This window comes from Lysinibacillus sp. NPDC094403 (assembly GCF_050278745.1).
Lineage (GTDB): Bacteria > Bacillota > Bacilli > Bacillales_A > Planococcaceae > Lysinibacillus.
Genome location: NZ_JBNNTL010000001.1, coordinates 832,535 through 846,890 on the forward strand (window position 1 = coordinate 832,535; position 14,356 = coordinate 846,890).

Here is a 14,356-nt window from a genome sequence, read left to right on the forward strand (position 1 = left end):
ATCGCTGATAAAAGCTTGGAAATCGCTGATAACCCAGGTAGAATCGCTGATAAAAGCTTGGAAATCGCTGATAACCCAGGTAGAATCGCTGATAAAAGCTTGGAAATCGCTGATAACCCAGGTAGAATCGCTGATAAAAACGCAAAAATCGCTGATAACCCAGGTAGAATCGCTGATAAGAGCGCGAAAATCGCTGATAACCTGGGTAGAATCGCTGATAAAAGGACGAAAATCGCTGATAACCCGGGTAGAATCGCTGATAAAAGGACGAAAATCGCTGATAAACCCAGCAAAATCACTGATAAATCAAAATTTACTTCGCTAGCCCGTTTTGAAAAGCGTAGACAACGGCTTGTGTGCGATCTTGAACATCGAGCTTCGATAGAATATTGCTGACATGTGTTTTTACTGTTTTTAAGGCAATGTATAAATCGTCGGCGATTTCCTGATTTGCTTTTCCTTTAGCCATTAGTAATAATACTTCCATTTCACGTTCGGTAAGCTGCTCATACAGTGGGGTACTATTACCGTGGCGCATGCGATGCATCATTTTTGATGTTACTTCTGGCTCTAAAACGGTTTCGCCACCCATTGTTTTGCGAATGGCTTCGGCGATTTGCTTCGCATTTGACGTTTTTAAAATATAGCTGACTGCTCCAGCCTCTAATGCAGGGTAGACTTTGTCATCATCTAAAAAACTTGTCACCATCATAATTTTTGCTTCTGGCCAAGCAGCTAAAATTTCAGCTGTCGCCTCAGCACCTGTCATGACTGGCATCACATTGTCCATTAAAATAATGTCAGGACGTAGGGCAAGAGCACGTTCCACTGCCTCTTTGCCATTTTCAGCTTCACCTACAACAGTGATATCTGGTTGTGCTGATAGATAGGCGGAAACACCAATCCGCACCATTTCGTGGTCATCCACTATTAACACTTGAATCATTCACTTCAACCTCCTTATGTAGGGGAATTTTAACCTCTACAATTGTACCTTCTCCAGGCACTGATACAATTTTGTACGTACAGCCAATTTCTACAGCGCGTTCAGCAATGTTTTGAAGTCCATAAGAAGTAGATTTATCGGCTTCGACATCAAAGCCGAGGCCATTGTCCTGAATACGTAAAATGGCTAAGTCATCGCGGGCAACAAGCAGTAATTCAACTTCGCTAGCTTTTGCATGGCGTAACGTATTCGATAAAGCTTCTTGTGCAATACGGAATAAATGATCTTCTTCCGCTTTAGATAATGACATTTCTTCAAGCTCATATTCAATATGAAAAAATACTTTTTGTTGCAGCTCAATAATAAGTTCTTCGAGCCCTTGTGCCAGTGTCTTATTATGCAGAGCTACTGGACGTAAATGTAATAATAATGCGCGCATTTCAAGCTGTGCCTGTTGTACAACTTTTTCGACCTGCTTTAAGCTTGTAGCATTTTCATCGGTTTCGGTTAATGCGGAAAGCAACATCGAAGCTGCGAATAATTGCTGTGATACAGAATCATGGAGTTCACGAGCAAGGCGTTGACGTTCAGCGATAATTCGCTCTTGAATAATTTTATCGTTAGCTTCTGCACGCTCATTGGATAAGCGCTGTAAGCTTTTTCGTTGAGTATCAATTAACTCACTTGTTTGAACTAAAGCTTTTTTCAATGGTTTTGGTAAAGGCTGTTTTTTAGGTAATACAAAATCAGGTTCAACTAACTGTTTCACGATACGGGTTGCCTGAGCTTCTCTTGCACGGGCGGTCATACTGATCCAGCTTGCAATCAGTAAACTAAGCCCAAAAAGTGTGACGACAATGAAACCACCTAGTGGGAAATTATTGTAATTCTGCTGCCATAATGGCTCCCATGTTTTTTCGTTTGGCTCGCCCCAAACAGTGACAAGGAGACCAAATGCAGCGCTCATTAAAATAAAAAATAGAGTAAATATTCTTGAGATAAAGGCAATCATTTACGTAGTACCTCCAAGTCTCCAAGCCATGTTGCAACATGTATAACTAGTGTACGCTTTGCATCCTCAGGGTTTCCATCTGAGAAACTTACACTTTCATTAAGTATACGTTGTGGCCCAACATGTAGGCATTTTAATTCACCAAACAAGGTCGTATATTGTAAGCGGAATGGAATTTCATATGGGATATAAATTTGTACCTTACCAATGCCTTGTCGAATCGTAATGAGACTTGTACCAGCTGGTAAAATTGTTTGTGTTGTATCAATCGTAATGTCGCCTGCAAGTCGTTGAATTTGAACATCTTGCCATTTGTAGGCTTCTAATGGTGCAGGCATTGTACCAAATAATTCGTTTTTCGCAGCAGGAAGCTTTTCGAAAAGCTCCAAACCAACAACTTTCGGTTCGTTTTCTTTTTGCAAGTATTGATAGAGCATATATAAGAGAATGATGACGATAAATAAGCGTAAACTCCACATTGTAAATAGTGCAATCGAGATAAAGAAAATTCCTGTCCATTTAAAGAAACGATTTTTTTTCGAGAAACTTAAATAGAGAAGTCCTGCCCCAATCAATAGACAAAAGGCGCCACCGTTATTAAAAATTGTAAGCTCCACAAAAACGAGTAAAAAGAAACATAGTACCAAAAATGTGAGCTTATTAGTTGTGATACTTTTCAAGAGGGTCACCCTTCCTTCTACTAAGAGTATAAGAGAGGGAATGGGTCCCTCTATTTCAAAACGTGAAAGAATGCGCCTCTAAATATGGCGCATTTCTTTCATTATAACATGTTATTTATTTTCAATTAGCAGAGGTGCGTTTTCTTCAGTAGCATTTTTTTCTAGCTGTGCAAGACGAGCTTCAAAAGTTGTTACTTCATGATCTTTGTCGATTTGGTTAGCAAGCTTATCGATATATGATTCTAAATCTTCAAAGTTGGCTTTATTGTTTTTAGCAATCATACCGTCCATTTGATGGTGAGCACGGGTTACGTTTTCTTTGCCCATAAGCTGTAATTGACGTACTTTCATATCTTTAATTTTGTGTTTCATTGTTTCAAATTTGCGTTCAAGTTCAAAGTACTCACGTGCATTTGCTTCAATACTAGTTTGTAATGTATTGTTACGTGCTGTATAAGCAGCAACTTCATCAGAAGCAAAATCGATTAAATCTTGCTCACCGCTAGTAGTAGCTAATTTAAGTTGAGCCTCACGTTTAGCAAGTAATTCTGCGTTTTGCTTAAATTCCTGCTCTAGTTTTTCTTTTAATTGACCTTGACGCTCTAATAATTTCCCAGTTTGCTCAGTTTGTTTTTCTGCTTCACGAATGTATTGGTTTAACATCGCAATTGGATTTTTTTGTTCCTTCTTATCAAATGCATGATGTAAATCTGCCTCTATTGTATATTTAAAACGTTGAAATAAATTCATTTAAAATCTCTCCTTTTATTTTGTTAAGTTTGACCATTCTTTTTCAAAGTTTGTAAATGGATCTTCTTCTTTAGCTTCAATCGTTGGGATTTTTACATCTTCGCCATTCCATTTTTTATAGATAACATAGATGATAGCGATTGCTGCTAAACCAACCATTGCTGGGATATTAGATACTGCTGATAGAACACCAATCAGACCTACTGTAAACCAAAAGATTTTGCCGAATGTCGATTTGCTTGCAATGTAGAAGTGCATGCCAAGTGCTACAAACAATCCAGAAAATAGTAGACCTGCAAGTGGTCCGATTAATGCAAGTGCAACACATCCTGCGATGATGCCTCCTGTTAGTAGAAAAAATTTTCTCATATGTTTTAGCTCCTTTCGTTTGTAACTTTATATTACCTATTTGAGAGCTTTGCTAAAACGGACTGGAAATTGATTTTTCTCTAGGTCTTGAGGCTGAGAATATTCTAAGCACTATAGAAGAAGCTCAAATTTGTAGAAACTTAATTAGCCATAAAGCATTTGATAGAACCGAAAGTAGAAAGTTTTCGACAAAAATAGAAGATGAATACCTCCTTCTTTTGACAAATAAAAGAGTTTGGATGAGCTATACTTATGAAAAAGAAATGAGCGAAGGAGGATTTCTAGTGAGAACCTATTCCATATATAAAATAAAAGAAGAGCATTTAACGTTTATTTTTGGCAGAGAGCGTAAGTTATTAGAAATGATGCAAGGCTGTGAAGACGCTAACGAGAAATCCTTAAAAGAGCTTGCGTATATATGTGAAACCGTTCGCTTCGATGAAATTGCTGCGATGCTAGAGGCGCAACTAGATTCCAAGTATGCACATTTAGAGAGAGCTCGCAATGCTTTATTTTTAGAACATCCTATAAAAGGAAAGATGGCTATTTATTTAGTGGAACGCAAAATTTGTGTCTATTGTGAGGGATCACGTATGCTCGATTTGGATCTGTTCCAAATGCTTGCGAAGATGAGCGAGCGCTTTATTGCATTTAATAAACAAGATAATGAATGTGGATGGTTGAAACCCATGAAGTATACAATGCATTAAGAAAATTCACTATAATATATATAGTAACACGCTTCTATTTGGTGTATAATGGAGCGTGGAGAGTTTTTTTCTCGGTATATATTGTAGTGGAGGAGGTTGGTTGTATGCCTACATGGGGCTGGATTATTATTGTAGTTATCGCATTAGCAGCGGGCGCAGCACTTGGTTTCTTTTTAGCTCGTCAAGCTATGATGAAATATTTAAAAGAAAACCCACCGATTAATGAACAAATGATTCGTATGATGATGGCGCAGATGGGTCGTACGCCGTCTGAAAAGCAGGTACGTCAAATGATGTCACAAATGAATAAATTCCAAAAATAAGAGGAATTTTTAAAGAGCAACTAGTCCAAGCCAGGGTTAGTTGTTTTTTATTGTATTGATAATTCCGATAATTCATAAAAAACATACAATTCTATAGGAAAACTCGTTATAATGGAAATATTCTATATAAAGGGGTTGTGTGCATTGCAGAAAGAAAAAACAAATGTTGAAAGCTTTGATTTAGATCATACGAAAGTAAAAGCGCCCTATGTACGTTTAGCAGGTGTTAAAACAGGAAAAAATGGCGATGAAGTATACAAATATGATATTCGTTTTAAACAGCCAAATAAAGAGCATATGGAAATGCCTGCATTACATTCCTTAGAGCATTTATCGGCAGACATTATCCGCAATTACTCTGATCATATTGTTGATTTCAGTCCAATGGGGTGCCAAACAGGCTTTTATGTGTCGCTAATAAATCACAATGATTATGAGGACTTATTAAATATTTTGGAAAAAACATTTACGGATGTAACAAAGGCCACTGCAGTCCCTGCGTGCAATGAAGTGCAATGCGGCTGGGCAGCTAGCCATAGTCTAGAAGGTGCACAAGCGTTAGCTAAAGAATTTTTAGCAAAACGTGATGAATGGCATATTGTTTTTGCTGAATAAAAAATTAAAAAACCTTGCGTGCAGTTCAGTCGCAAGGTTTTTTATGTTGTCTGTGAGAGTCATGCCACTTTGCTTTTACACAAATACATTGTTGAAGGAATTATAATGACATACTGAGTGAATTGGTTGATTGGAGTGAAGACTGACGCCCTCAGGAAGCTCCGCTCTGTGCGAAAGCAAAGCGGCAGCGATAAAAGCGCCCAGTCGGAACGGAAATCAACCCCTCGCTTTGCAAGAACTATTTTTTATTTAAATGACACCTTTTGACACATTAGTGTTTTCATTCGTCCTAAAAATGAAATGGAATGACATTAGACGAAGAAGAATCACGATTAATTTTTTGATAAATGAAATTTTCTAAAAAGTCATGGATTAAATCCTCATATTCAGCCATATTTTCATTAAAGGATTGAGCATGAGCACCGTTATCAAATAGCTTCAGCTTCTTAGGTCCAGTTTTTTTATTGTATAAATCCAATGTCATGGAAGCTGGAATAAATGTGTCAGGAATACTATGGATAAAAAGTACTGGATTTTCAATGTTTGTCACAGCTTCGGAAGGTGTCACACTTTTAAAAGAATAACCGTCTCGCAAGCGGACAAAGAAATCTGCAAAACGAATTGGAATAATCGAGCCGTATTTAAATTCTGTCTTCGCAATTTGTCTAAGCAGCATTGAAAAATCAGAAAACGCACAATCAGAAATATAGAAATCCGCACCATCCTCTATAGTTCCTGCATATAGTAGCATTGTTGCGGCACCCATTGACTCCCCATGAATACCAAGAATGGCGTCTTCACCAATCATTGCCTTTACGGTTTTGACAACTGCGTCAAGGTCATTTTTTTCATAATAGCCGTAGCTAGTTGTTTTCCCACCTGTCTCCCCATGCCTACGATGGTCAAAAATAACGGAGTTGTAGCCAAGTCGTTCAAAAAGTTGAGCATATTTTACGGAGTTGATTTTATTTTCTGTAACCCCATGACAAATAATGATGGTATTATTCGTTTCCAATGGCTGAAACATAATACCACGAATAGTATAGCTATTTGGAGAGTCAATATTTAATTCACATTTTAAATTTTTATTGTACCAAGCTTCGTCAAAACGTTTAGCAGTGGTTTCACGTTCACGAACAAATTCAGGATCCTTTTGCTTAATGTACATTAATTTATTGGAGAGCGCGAAGCCAAACAGACCTGTTGCTGCTGCGGCAATCGTCGTCGTTATACCTGAAAATAAAAGCATTTTCTTTTTCATTATTAACACCTCCACGTCCTGTTTCTTTTGTTGTCTAGGCATACAAGCGACATCATTCGTATGTATGCACTTTTCTTATTTGTAATGTTCCCAACTGAGATTGTTTAAAACACGTCAACATTTTACATTATCTTTGGCAAAACTGCGATTATTTCTATTATCGAAAATCGTCAAAATATTTGTTAAAATAGATATATCTGCTAGTAGCATATGCATGCAGTGTTCATTTTTGAACGGGGAAAAGGGGAGAATGTTTATGTCGAAAGAGGTAGTAATAGTGAGTGCTGTACGTACAGCTATTGGTTCATTCCAAGGAACATTAAAGGACGTACCAGCGACAAAATTAGGGAGTATTGTTATTAAAGATGCATTAGCACGTGCTGGTGTAGCAGGCGGACAAGTCGACGAAGTCATTATGGGGAATGTCTTATCGGCTGGACTTGGGCAAAATCCAGCTCGTCAAGCAGCAATTGAAGCAGGTTTACCACATGAAGTATCTGCATTAACGATTAATAAAGTTTGTGGCTCAGGTCTAAAAGCAGTTCACTTAGCGACACAAGCCATTTTAGCAGGTGATGCGGATATTATCGTTGCGGGTGGCTTTGAAAATATGAGCCTAGCACCCTATGTTTTGAAAAATGCACGAGAAGGCTTCCGCATGGGAGATCAAAAAGTAGTTGATACGATGATTCATGATGGATTATGGTGTGCTTTCAATGACTATCATATGGGCGTTACAGCTGAAAATTTATGTGATGCCTATGAGATTTCTCGAGAAGAACAAGACGCCTTCGCAGCACGTTCACAACAGCGTGCAGAAGCGGCAATTGAAGCAGGGAAGTTTAATGATGAAATCGTAGCGGTGGAAATTCCTCAACGCAAGGGCGATCCTATTATTTTTGATAAAGATGAATTCCCGCGTCAAGGCGTTACAGCTGAGTCTCTATCAAAACTACGTCCTGCCTTTAAAAAGGATGGCTCCGTAACAGCAGCAAACGCATCAGGCATTAACGATGGTGCAGCAGCTGTCGTTATCATGTCGAAAGAAAAAGCGGACGAGTTAGGCATTCGACCAATGGCATTAATTACAGCGAATGCAAGCGCGGGTGTTGACCCAGCTATTATGGGAACTGGCCCTGTAACGGCAGTAAAGAAAGCATTAGCAAAGGCTGATGTAACGTTAGAAAATATAGATTTAATTGAAGCAAATGAAGCTTTTGCAGCACAATCTATTGCTGTAGATCGCGAACTAGGCTTTAATCATGATAAACTAAATGTGAACGGGGGAGCAATTGCTCTTGGCCACCCAATTGGTGCAAGTGGAGCGCGTATTTTAGTAACGCTTTTACATGAGATGGAAAAGCGTGATGCAAAAACAGGTCTCGCAACACTATGTATCGGTGGTGGACAAGGTGTGGCTACTGTAGTCAAGCGCCCTTGAAGTGAATAAGAAGGTGAATTGCAATGGGAAAGAAACGAAAACAACAGCAACGCGTGGATAGTAGCGTGACAGCTAGTCTACCAAAGCAGGAGGCAGTTACATTAGCCGATCAATTAGGCTGTGACGTGCTTGCTAAATTAAAAGCGGCAAAGCAAGATTTAACAGCGAAAGAGCAGGCCGCAGAAGAAGAGCGCCAAGCAAAGCTAGCCTTTGAGCGCAAGCAACGTGAGAAAAACAAATCGTTTGAAGAACTACTAAACGAATATGGCGATAAAGGCTCAAAATTCTAAAGAGAAACAGTGAATCCAAATGCGGGTTCACTGTTTTTTATGTGTTATCAGATTTTGATTAGATAAATTCGGTTGTATGAAAAAATAACCTTTCTAATAGTTCTGTATTGGTAACAGATTGAATCATCGCGTTTAAATAAGTTTCTTTATTCATATTTGTAAAGTTCCAATTAACACCTTTAGATTGTGCATATGCTTGCACAAAAATACGAATAGTACGCCCGTTACCCTCTCGAAAAGGGTGTAACATATTCAATTCGGATTTGTAATATGCCAATCTATTTGCTGCTTGATTAATTGTAGTCCAGGTGGGTTCATTATTTAATTGATAAAACAATTCATCTGCATAGGAATTAATAAATTGAAATTGACAAAACCTGGTAGAACCTTTCATTAATTGAACATCTCTAAAATGTCCAGCGAACGGATAAATATCTTGAAATAAATGAGCATGCAAACTTTGGAAGTCATGAAGATGGAACGACTTGATTCTATATGTTCCTTGTTCAATTTGTGTGGCTCTTAGAGAAAAAACAAATGCTTCTGCTAATTCAAGACTTTTGTAATCAGTAATGTCCAGAAGATTTGTTTTTAAAAGGAAGTCATCATTAAGTTTTTTATTGTACTTTTCCATTATTCAGAACTTCCTTAATAATGGTCGGTGAAATTTGTATACCAGAATTAACGATCTCAAGTACTTTTTTCTGAAGTGTAGGAGTTAGTGATAAATTTTCAAATTGTAAATTTTTAAGTACACGATTAAATTCAGGAGAGTTTAATTGGATTTGTTTCATTTTAAATTGCTCCCTTCTCTTACTTTTTATTATAAGCTGTTGTGACAACTTCGACAATCAAACACTTTCGCATAGTATCTTTCAAAACAATATGGAGTTCAATCAATTTTAATAGTCTAGAGGTTTTATTTTAATGACAAATTATTATTTCTATATTATTGCTTTATTGATAAAATGAGGATTAATCACTGAAGGGTGGGAGTGACTACGTATGTCAAATATAAGTTGATTGTAGTGGAGATTGGGCGCCCTAGGAAAGCGCTCAGTCGGAACGGAAATCAATCCTACTTTATGGTGATGAGCCTTATTTATTTAAAAATAAAAATCGGGAGACGCTGCCAATACATATATCTCTTAATAGTTTAGATAAAATCTATGATAGGAGAGAAAAAATGTTTGAATTAAGCACTAAAAGATTAAGATTAATCCCATTAAATGCAAAGTATTTAGAATTACTAATTCATGAAGAGAAAACATTGGAAATAGAGTTGTCATTAAATAAAGCAGTTTTTCTTGATGAAGAACTAAGACATGCTTTGAAGTTTAGACTATCGAAAGTATTAGAAGATGAAGAAAATTATATTTGGCATACAAATTGGTTAATCGTATTGAAAGAAAAAAACTGTATCGTTGGTGGCATTATGCTAAAAGGTCTACCGAATGAACAGGGTGAAGTCGTAATCGGGTACTATACATTTTCGCAATATCAGGGAAAGGGATACATGACGGAAACTGTTAGATTGATTAAAGATTGGTTACTACGTCAATCTAATGTAAAGTATGTGATTGCCGATACTGATAAAAATAATATTGCCTCACATAAAGTATTACAAAAAGCAGGGGCAACGTTATATTCAGAATCTGAAGAACTATATTTTTGGAGATTCCTATAAGATTATAAAAAAAGACAAAGGGAACTTTTAAAGTGCCCTTTGTCTTTTGAAAATTTTCCTCCCCAAGACGACAATTCCAACAAAAAGAATCGCCCCAGCAGTATCCAAAATAACATCCTGTCCGCTCATCATGCGACCTGGTGTAAAGCTTTGACGAATTTCATCAAGCGTTGCTATAAGAGCTGTCCCAGCAATAGCGACACCTGCGGCGAACCGACGTTTTCCCCATGCAAAGTAAATACCAAGTCCGATACATCCGAATCCAACAAAATGCGTTAATTTCCGAATTAAAAATTCTACAAACTTAAAGTAACCACGTTCTTCAACAGAAACAACTGTGTCCCAATAAGGAATTTTTAAAACAGATAATTGCTTTTCAAACGGTTTATTTGCTAATACTTGCTCCAATTCAGGAATAATAGACTGTTGTTCATAGGTCATACTGGAGGAAATCGCAAGTATTACTAAAAATGCTATTAAGATAAGCCATTTTTTCATCGGTGCTCCATGTATTGTTCGTCTTTGGTTAGTTCATTTGCAGCTTTAAAATCTGTTATCGAATCAATTTTTTCATAGGCAGCGAGTGTTTGCGCAAGCTGTTCCTGAGAGCTTGCACCAATCACTGTTGAAGCTATAGTAGGTTCTTTCAGATTAAAGGCGATTGCTAGTGCATGTAAATCGTCATAATGTGAAGATAAACCTGTTAATACTGCTGTTAATTCGTCCGCTGTGTATGTGTTAAAGCCATTGACACGCTGTAACCGTTCTTTCCAGCTATTTGTTAGTAAACCCTTTGCAACAGTACCACGTGTTACAACAGAAGCACCTTCACGTGCGATAAAGTCGAGCCATTCCTCTGGGCGACGATCTAAAGCACTATATTGCATCATGACACTTTTTGCAGAACTCTCTGGTAAAAAACGCTTTAGGACATTTGGTCTAATAGAAGAAACGCCATATTCTCGAATCAATCCATCCTTTTTTAAATCTTCAAATGTGTCGATAATTCCATCCCAATCGTCCTCGATAGTACCACCATGCAACTGATAAACATCGATATAATCAGTACCTAGTCGTTTCAAGCTAGCGTGTAGAGCTTCCTTTATATAAGAGGGAGATGCATCCCAATGCCAACCTTCTACACCTTCTGTCCATCGATTCCCAACTTTCGTAGCGACTACAACATCCTGACGACGCTTCCCTAAAATAGCTCCAATAATTTCTTCATTTGCCCCAAAATCATATAAATCGGCTGTATCGATGTAATTAATACCAGCATCTAATGCCATATCAACAATCTCAGCAGCCTTTTTCTTATCTGTCGAAAGAGACATGCCCCCTAAACTAATTTCTGAAATAAACAATTCACTTGAGCCAAGCTGTCTTTTTCTCATGCTAATGCCCTCCTTCGATTTCTCTACTTGTAATGGTACAATGAACATATCTGAAGAACAAGCGAGGTTATAGTCAATGAAAAAGTTTGAAGAAAAAACGACAAAGACTACACCCATTTATGACGGGAAAATTGTGAAACTACAAGTTGATGATGTCACTTTACCGAATGGTAATGTTGCAAAAAGAGAAATTATAAAGCATCCTGGTGCAGTTGCAGTTATTGCTATTACAGATGAGGGCAAGTTAGTATTAGTAGAGCAATATCGCAAAGCTCTAGAACGTTCAATAATTGAAATTCCAGCTGGTAAGCTTGAACCTGGTGAGGAGCCGATTGTGACGGCGCGCCGCGAATTAGAGGAAGAAACAGGTTACGGTGCACAAAGCTTAACTTATTTACAAGCATTTGCAACATCCCCAGGCTTCGCAGATGAGATCATCCATCTATTTGTGGCAAAAGATTTATATGAAATTGAAAACAAAGCAGATTTAGATGAAGATGAATTTGTCGAATTATTAGAAGTTTCGTTGGAAGAAGCGGGGCAAATGGTTGCAGATGAGCGTATATACGACGCCAAAACAGCGTTTGCTGTACTTTGGCTTGCGGTACAATAAGATAATAATCTTTAGCATAATAGAAGCGGACGAGCATAAGCTGTACAAACCTTGATAGAAAAGGAGCATGTTTATGTCTCGTACGGTGTCTTTATTTTATCACGCTTCCATCATTGCTGTGAGTTTCGTTTGTGGCGTTATCTTATTTCATATTATTGGTGGGCCGAATGCAGAGCCTTTTATTTCATTTATAGAGCCTCGTTTATCAAATGGGGACAGGCATTCTCTATTTCGTTTAGTGTTACCTGTTGCTGTTTCAATAGCTCTTGTACTATTGCTGGCAACACATAGTGTCTTGAAGGTTTTAGTACGTGTAACAGTAGCGATGCGTGCTACCTTTTTTGGCTTTAGCTCGGTTTTTTTATTACAAAAGCTTGAAGCTTTCTGGGTTTATACGATTTGGTGGTTTCCATTTCAGCTCATCTATTGTATATTGTTGCTAAACCTATGCAATTTACTTGTACCAGCTTGGTCAAAGAGAAAAATCGGGAAAATGATAGATGGTCGGACAATTTTGTTGAATTTTATCGCATTTTTCATCATAATAGTGGCTGAGTTTATTGTTATTTCTTATGTATTAAAATGATAGAAACAACTTACGTAAATTAAACATCAGGTAAAATCATACAAAAGCATATTTGAAATCTATTCACTATCTTGTAATAGGATTTACTCCTTTGGTATAATGGAATGAGTTTAGGGGGGCGTCACATGGAGAGCCGAATTGATCGTATAAAAAAACAGTTGCATAGTGCTAGTTATAAGCTGACGCCGCAGCGTGAAGCAACAGTTGCTGTACTGCTGGAGCACGAGGAAGACCACCTAAGTGCAGAAGATGTTTACCTTTTAGTAAAAGAAAAGGCACCTGAAATTGGTCTTGCTACTGTCTATAGAACATTAGAGTTACTAACTGAGCTCAAAATTGTCGACAAAATCAACTTTGGCGATGGCGTTTCGCGCTATGATTTACGCCAAGAGGGAGCTGCGCATTTCCACCATCATCTTGTTTGTATCGAATGTGGTGCGGTTGATGAAATTCAGGAAGATTTACTTGAAGATGTGGAAGCCGTTGTTGAAAATCGTTGGAACTTTATCATAAAGGATCACCGACTAACTTTCCACGGCATTTGCTGGCGTTGTCATGATAAAAACGACGAATTGAATGAAGAAAAATAACAAGAAGCTGTCTGTTTTAATCTTAAGTATAGATTGAATCGGGCAGTTTTTTGTTTTATACAAAATTAGTATTTTAGTGTAATAGCTAAACGAATAGGGGGGCGTTTTAGCACAATTCCAATAGCCGTGATAAAATAGAGAATAATTGACAGTAAGGGGGCGCTGTGATGAATGAATTTCAATATGCAATAGAGGATTATATCCATTTTATCCAAGTAGAACGACAATTATCTGAGAATACATTAGCATCTTATCGCCGAGACTTAGAAAATTACGTGAATTTTTTACGGGAAGTAGAGGGAATGTCTGATTTTCGTAAAGTGGAAAGAACGACCATTTTGCGTCATTTAGAGCAGTTGCGTATGCAAGGAAAGACAAGTCGTACTGTTGCCCGCCATATCTCCTCCATTCGTAGTTTTCATCAATTTTTACTCCGAGAAAAGCGAGCTGAAACAGATCCGACAGTCCATTTAGAAATGCCAATCATTGAGCAAAAGCTACCAAATATCCTCTCTATTGAAGAAATTGAAGCTTTATTAGCGACACCAAATCGCAGCAAACCACAGGGTGTACGGGATATAGCAATGCTAGAGCTATTATATGGTTCAGGGATGCGCATTAGTGAGCTGATTGCGTTGGATTTAGCTGATATTCATTTAACGATGGGTTTTGTCCGAGTTTTTGGTAAGGGAGGCAAGGAGCGTATCATTCCGCTTGGGAAAAGCTCCCTTTCTGCATTAAGTACTTATTTAGATGGTGCACGGAGTCAATTACAAGGAAAATATCCAAAAACAGATGCTTTTTTTATAAATCAAAGAGGAAAACGTTTAACAAGACAAGGTTGTTGGAAATTAATGAAGGAGCACGCTTTAAAAGCAGGCATCAAACATGAATTAACGCCACATACATTACGTCATTCCTTTGCAACACATTTAGTGGAAAACGGTGCGGATTTACGAGCAGTACAAGAGATGCTTGGACATGCCGATATTTCTACAACACAAATTTATACTCATATTAGTAAATCTAGACTATCAGAGGTTTATAAGCAGTTTCATCCACGCGCTTAAAAGAGAAAATTATTTGTTA

Annotated in this window: 21 protein-coding genes; 11 read left to right on the forward strand and 10 right to left on the reverse strand. The window is 37.7% G+C overall.

Annotation, left to right across the window (positions count from 1 at the left end; translation table 11 throughout):
* Positions 1-396 (forward strand): hypothetical protein (locus tag ACQKMV_RS03770; RefSeq protein ID WP_427502417.1); only part of this gene is annotated, 396 nt, incomplete at its 5' end.
* On the opposite strand, the gene ACQKMV_RS03775 is transcribed toward ACQKMV_RS03770, so the two are convergent.
* The 5 genes from ACQKMV_RS03775 to ACQKMV_RS03795 all read right to left on the reverse strand — a co-directional run bounded on the left by ACQKMV_RS03775 (position 314) and on the right by ACQKMV_RS03795 (position 3,757).
* Positions 314-946 (reverse strand): response regulator, encoded by a 633-nt coding sequence (locus ACQKMV_RS03775; protein WP_427502418.1) that lies wholly within the window; start codon positions 944-946, stop codon positions 314-316. The genes ACQKMV_RS03770 and ACQKMV_RS03775 overlap by 83 nt on opposite strands.
* Positions 921-1,958 (reverse strand): sensor histidine kinase, encoded by a 1,038-nt coding sequence (locus ACQKMV_RS03780; protein WP_427502419.1) that lies wholly within the window; start codon positions 1,956-1,958, stop codon positions 921-923. The genes ACQKMV_RS03775 and ACQKMV_RS03780 overlap by 26 nt, the downstream gene beginning before the upstream one ends.
* Complete coding sequence (gene liaF / locus ACQKMV_RS03785; protein WP_427502420.1) at positions 1,955-2,638, reverse strand: cell wall-active antibiotics response protein LiaF; 684 nt, start codon at positions 2,636-2,638, stop codon at positions 1,955-1,957. The genes ACQKMV_RS03780 and liaF overlap by 4 nt, the downstream gene beginning before the upstream one ends.
* A gap of 111 nt (positions 2,639-2,749) precedes the next feature.
* Positions 2,750-3,388, reverse strand: coding sequence for a PspA/IM30 family protein (locus ACQKMV_RS03790; RefSeq protein WP_427502421.1), 639 nt, complete (start codon positions 3,386-3,388; stop codon positions 2,750-2,752).
* Positions 3,389-3,403: 15 nt separating this feature from the next.
* Positions 3,404-3,757, reverse strand: a complete 354-nt coding sequence (locus ACQKMV_RS03795; protein WP_427502422.1) for an ABC transporter permease — start codon at positions 3,755-3,757, stop codon at positions 3,404-3,406.
* A gap of 284 nt (positions 3,758-4,041) precedes the next feature.
* Between ACQKMV_RS03795 and sirA the strand changes: the two genes are divergently transcribed.
* From sirA to ACQKMV_RS03810, 3 genes are all read left to right on the forward strand, one after another.
* A complete protein-coding gene (gene sirA, locus ACQKMV_RS03800; RefSeq protein ID WP_053594363.1) occupies positions 4,042-4,467 on the forward strand; it encodes a sporulation inhibitor of replication protein SirA in 426 nt (141 codons plus the stop codon).
* A 104-nt stretch (positions 4,468-4,571) separates the two neighbouring features.
* Entirely contained in the window at positions 4,572-4,790 is a 219-nt protein-coding gene (locus ACQKMV_RS03805; protein ID WP_427425249.1) for a YneF family protein, read from the forward strand.
* A gap of 111 nt (positions 4,791-4,901) precedes the next feature.
* Entirely contained in the window at positions 4,902-5,405 is a 504-nt protein-coding gene (locus ACQKMV_RS03810; RefSeq protein ID WP_427502423.1) for an S-ribosylhomocysteine lyase, read from the forward strand.
* Between the two features lie 289 nt (positions 5,406-5,694).
* Here the strand turns inward: ACQKMV_RS03810 and ACQKMV_RS03815 are convergent, their stop codons facing one another.
* A complete protein-coding gene (locus ACQKMV_RS03815) occupies positions 5,695-6,666 on the reverse strand; it encodes an alpha/beta hydrolase (RefSeq protein ID WP_427425251.1) in 972 nt (323 codons plus the stop codon).
* Positions 6,667-6,922: 256 nt separating this feature from the next.
* On the opposite strand from ACQKMV_RS03815, the gene ACQKMV_RS03820 reads away from it, so the two are divergent.
* The gene (locus ACQKMV_RS03820; RefSeq protein WP_427502424.1) at positions 6,923-8,107 is read left to right on the forward strand and encodes an acetyl-CoA C-acetyltransferase; all 1,185 of its coding nucleotides are present in this window, start codon (positions 6,923-6,925) and stop codon (positions 8,105-8,107) included.
* A gap of 23 nt (positions 8,108-8,130) precedes the next feature.
* The gene (locus tag ACQKMV_RS03825; RefSeq protein WP_427502425.1) at positions 8,131-8,397 is read left to right on the forward strand and encodes a YqkE family protein; all 267 of its coding nucleotides are present in this window, start codon (positions 8,131-8,133) and stop codon (positions 8,395-8,397) included.
* A gap of 58 nt (positions 8,398-8,455) precedes the next feature.
* Here the strand turns inward: ACQKMV_RS03825 and ACQKMV_RS03830 are convergent, their stop codons facing one another.
* Both ACQKMV_RS03830 and ACQKMV_RS03835 read right to left on the reverse strand, forming a co-directional pair.
* The gene (locus ACQKMV_RS03830) at positions 8,456-9,031 is read right to left on the reverse strand and encodes a Fic/DOC family protein (protein WP_427502426.1); all 576 of its coding nucleotides are present in this window, start codon (positions 9,029-9,031) and stop codon (positions 8,456-8,458) included.
* On the reverse strand, positions 9,015-9,191 hold the full coding sequence (locus ACQKMV_RS03835; RefSeq protein ID WP_337991185.1) for a Zn-dependent hydrolase: 177 nt from the start codon (positions 9,189-9,191) through the stop codon (positions 9,015-9,017). Before ACQKMV_RS03835 ends, ACQKMV_RS03830 begins: the two co-directional genes overlap by 17 nt.
* Before the next feature lie 392 nt (positions 9,192-9,583).
* On the opposite strand from ACQKMV_RS03835, the gene ACQKMV_RS03840 reads away from it, so the two are divergent.
* Positions 9,584-10,084 carry a GNAT family N-acetyltransferase gene (locus tag ACQKMV_RS03840; RefSeq protein ID WP_427502427.1) on the forward strand — a complete coding sequence of 167 codons (501 nt, stop codon included), beginning with the start codon at positions 9,584-9,586 and terminating at the stop codon, positions 10,082-10,084.
* A 27-nt stretch (positions 10,085-10,111) separates the two neighbouring features.
* Here ACQKMV_RS03840 and ACQKMV_RS03845 read toward each other — a convergent pair whose 3' ends face one another.
* Entirely contained in the window at positions 10,112-10,582 is a 471-nt protein-coding gene (locus tag ACQKMV_RS03845; RefSeq protein ID WP_427502428.1) for a VanZ family protein, read from the reverse strand.
* Positions 10,579-11,478: an aldo/keto reductase gene (locus tag ACQKMV_RS03850; RefSeq protein ID WP_427502429.1), complete on the reverse strand. Its 900-nt coding sequence runs from the start codon at positions 11,476-11,478 to the stop codon at positions 10,579-10,581. Before ACQKMV_RS03850 ends, ACQKMV_RS03845 begins: the two co-directional genes overlap by 4 nt.
* A 76-nt stretch (positions 11,479-11,554) precedes the next feature.
* On the opposite strand from ACQKMV_RS03850, the gene ACQKMV_RS03855 reads away from it, so the two are divergent.
* The 4 genes from ACQKMV_RS03855 (at position 11,555) to xerD (ending at position 14,337) form a co-directional block, all read left to right on the forward strand.
* On the forward strand, positions 11,555-12,091 hold the full coding sequence (locus ACQKMV_RS03855; protein WP_427502430.1) for an NUDIX domain-containing protein: 537 nt from the start codon (positions 11,555-11,557) through the stop codon (positions 12,089-12,091).
* 73 nt (positions 12,092-12,164) lie between these two features.
* The gene (locus ACQKMV_RS03860) at positions 12,165-12,677 is read left to right on the forward strand and encodes a hypothetical protein (RefSeq protein WP_427502431.1); all 513 of its coding nucleotides are present in this window, start codon (positions 12,165-12,167) and stop codon (positions 12,675-12,677) included.
* 125 nt (positions 12,678-12,802) lie between these two features.
* A complete protein-coding gene (locus ACQKMV_RS03865) occupies positions 12,803-13,267 on the forward strand; it encodes a Fur family transcriptional regulator (RefSeq protein ID WP_427425258.1) in 465 nt (154 codons plus the stop codon).
* Positions 13,268-13,434: 167 nt separating this feature from the next.
* The gene (gene xerD / locus ACQKMV_RS03870; protein ID WP_427502432.1) at positions 13,435-14,337 is read left to right on the forward strand and encodes a site-specific tyrosine recombinase XerD; all 903 of its coding nucleotides are present in this window, start codon (positions 13,435-13,437) and stop codon (positions 14,335-14,337) included.
* The last annotated feature ends 19 nt before the right edge of the window (positions 14,338-14,356 follow it).

Coding starts and splice junctions, on each gene's coding strand:
- ACQKMV_RS03775 (WP_427502418.1), bottom strand. CDS start 946: ATGATTCAAGTGTTAATAGTGGATGACCACGAAATGGTGCGGATTGGT.
- ACQKMV_RS03780 (WP_427502419.1), bottom strand. CDS start 1,958: ATGATTGCCTTTATCTCAAGAATATTTACTCTATTTTTTATTTTAATG.
- ACQKMV_RS03790 (WP_427502421.1), bottom strand. CDS start 3,388: ATGAATTTATTTCAACGTTTTAAATATACAATAGAGGCAGATTTACAT.
- ACQKMV_RS03795 (WP_427502422.1), bottom strand. CDS start 3,757: ATGAGAAAATTTTTTCTACTAACAGGAGGCATCATCGCAGGATGTGTT.
- ACQKMV_RS03805 (WP_427425249.1), top strand. CDS start 4,572: ATGCCTACATGGGGCTGGATTATTATTGTAGTTATCGCATTAGCAGCG.
- ACQKMV_RS03810 (WP_427502423.1), top strand. CDS start 4,902: ATGGAAATATTCTATATAAAGGGGTTGTGTGCATTGCAGAAAGAAAAA.
- ACQKMV_RS03815 (WP_427425251.1), bottom strand. CDS start 6,666: ATGAAAAAGAAAATGCTTTTATTTTCAGGTATAACGACGACGATTGCC.
- ACQKMV_RS03820 (WP_427502424.1), top strand. CDS start 6,923: ATGTCGAAAGAGGTAGTAATAGTGAGTGCTGTACGTACAGCTATTGGT.
- ACQKMV_RS03825 (WP_427502425.1), top strand. CDS start 8,131: ATGGGAAAGAAACGAAAACAACAGCAACGCGTGGATAGTAGCGTGACA.
- ACQKMV_RS03830 (WP_427502426.1), bottom strand. CDS start 9,031: ATGGAAAAGTACAATAAAAAACTTAATGATGACTTCCTTTTAAAAACA.
- ACQKMV_RS03835 (WP_337991185.1), bottom strand. CDS start 9,191: ATGAAACAAATCCAATTAAACTCTCCTGAATTTAATCGTGTACTTAAA.
- ACQKMV_RS03840 (WP_427502427.1), top strand. CDS start 9,584: ATGTTTGAATTAAGCACTAAAAGATTAAGATTAATCCCATTAAATGCA.
- ACQKMV_RS03845 (WP_427502428.1), bottom strand. CDS start 10,582: ATGAAAAAATGGCTTATCTTAATAGCATTTTTAGTAATACTTGCGATT.
- ACQKMV_RS03850 (WP_427502429.1), bottom strand. CDS start 11,478: ATGAGAAAAAGACAGCTTGGCTCAAGTGAATTGTTTATTTCAGAAATT.
- ACQKMV_RS03855 (WP_427502430.1), top strand. CDS start 11,555: ATGAAAAAGTTTGAAGAAAAAACGACAAAGACTACACCCATTTATGAC.
- ACQKMV_RS03860 (WP_427502431.1), top strand. CDS start 12,165: ATGTCTCGTACGGTGTCTTTATTTTATCACGCTTCCATCATTGCTGTG.
- ACQKMV_RS03865 (WP_427425258.1), top strand. CDS start 12,803: ATGGAGAGCCGAATTGATCGTATAAAAAAACAGTTGCATAGTGCTAGT.
- xerD (WP_427502432.1), top strand. CDS start 13,435: ATGAATGAATTTCAATATGCAATAGAGGATTATATCCATTTTATCCAA.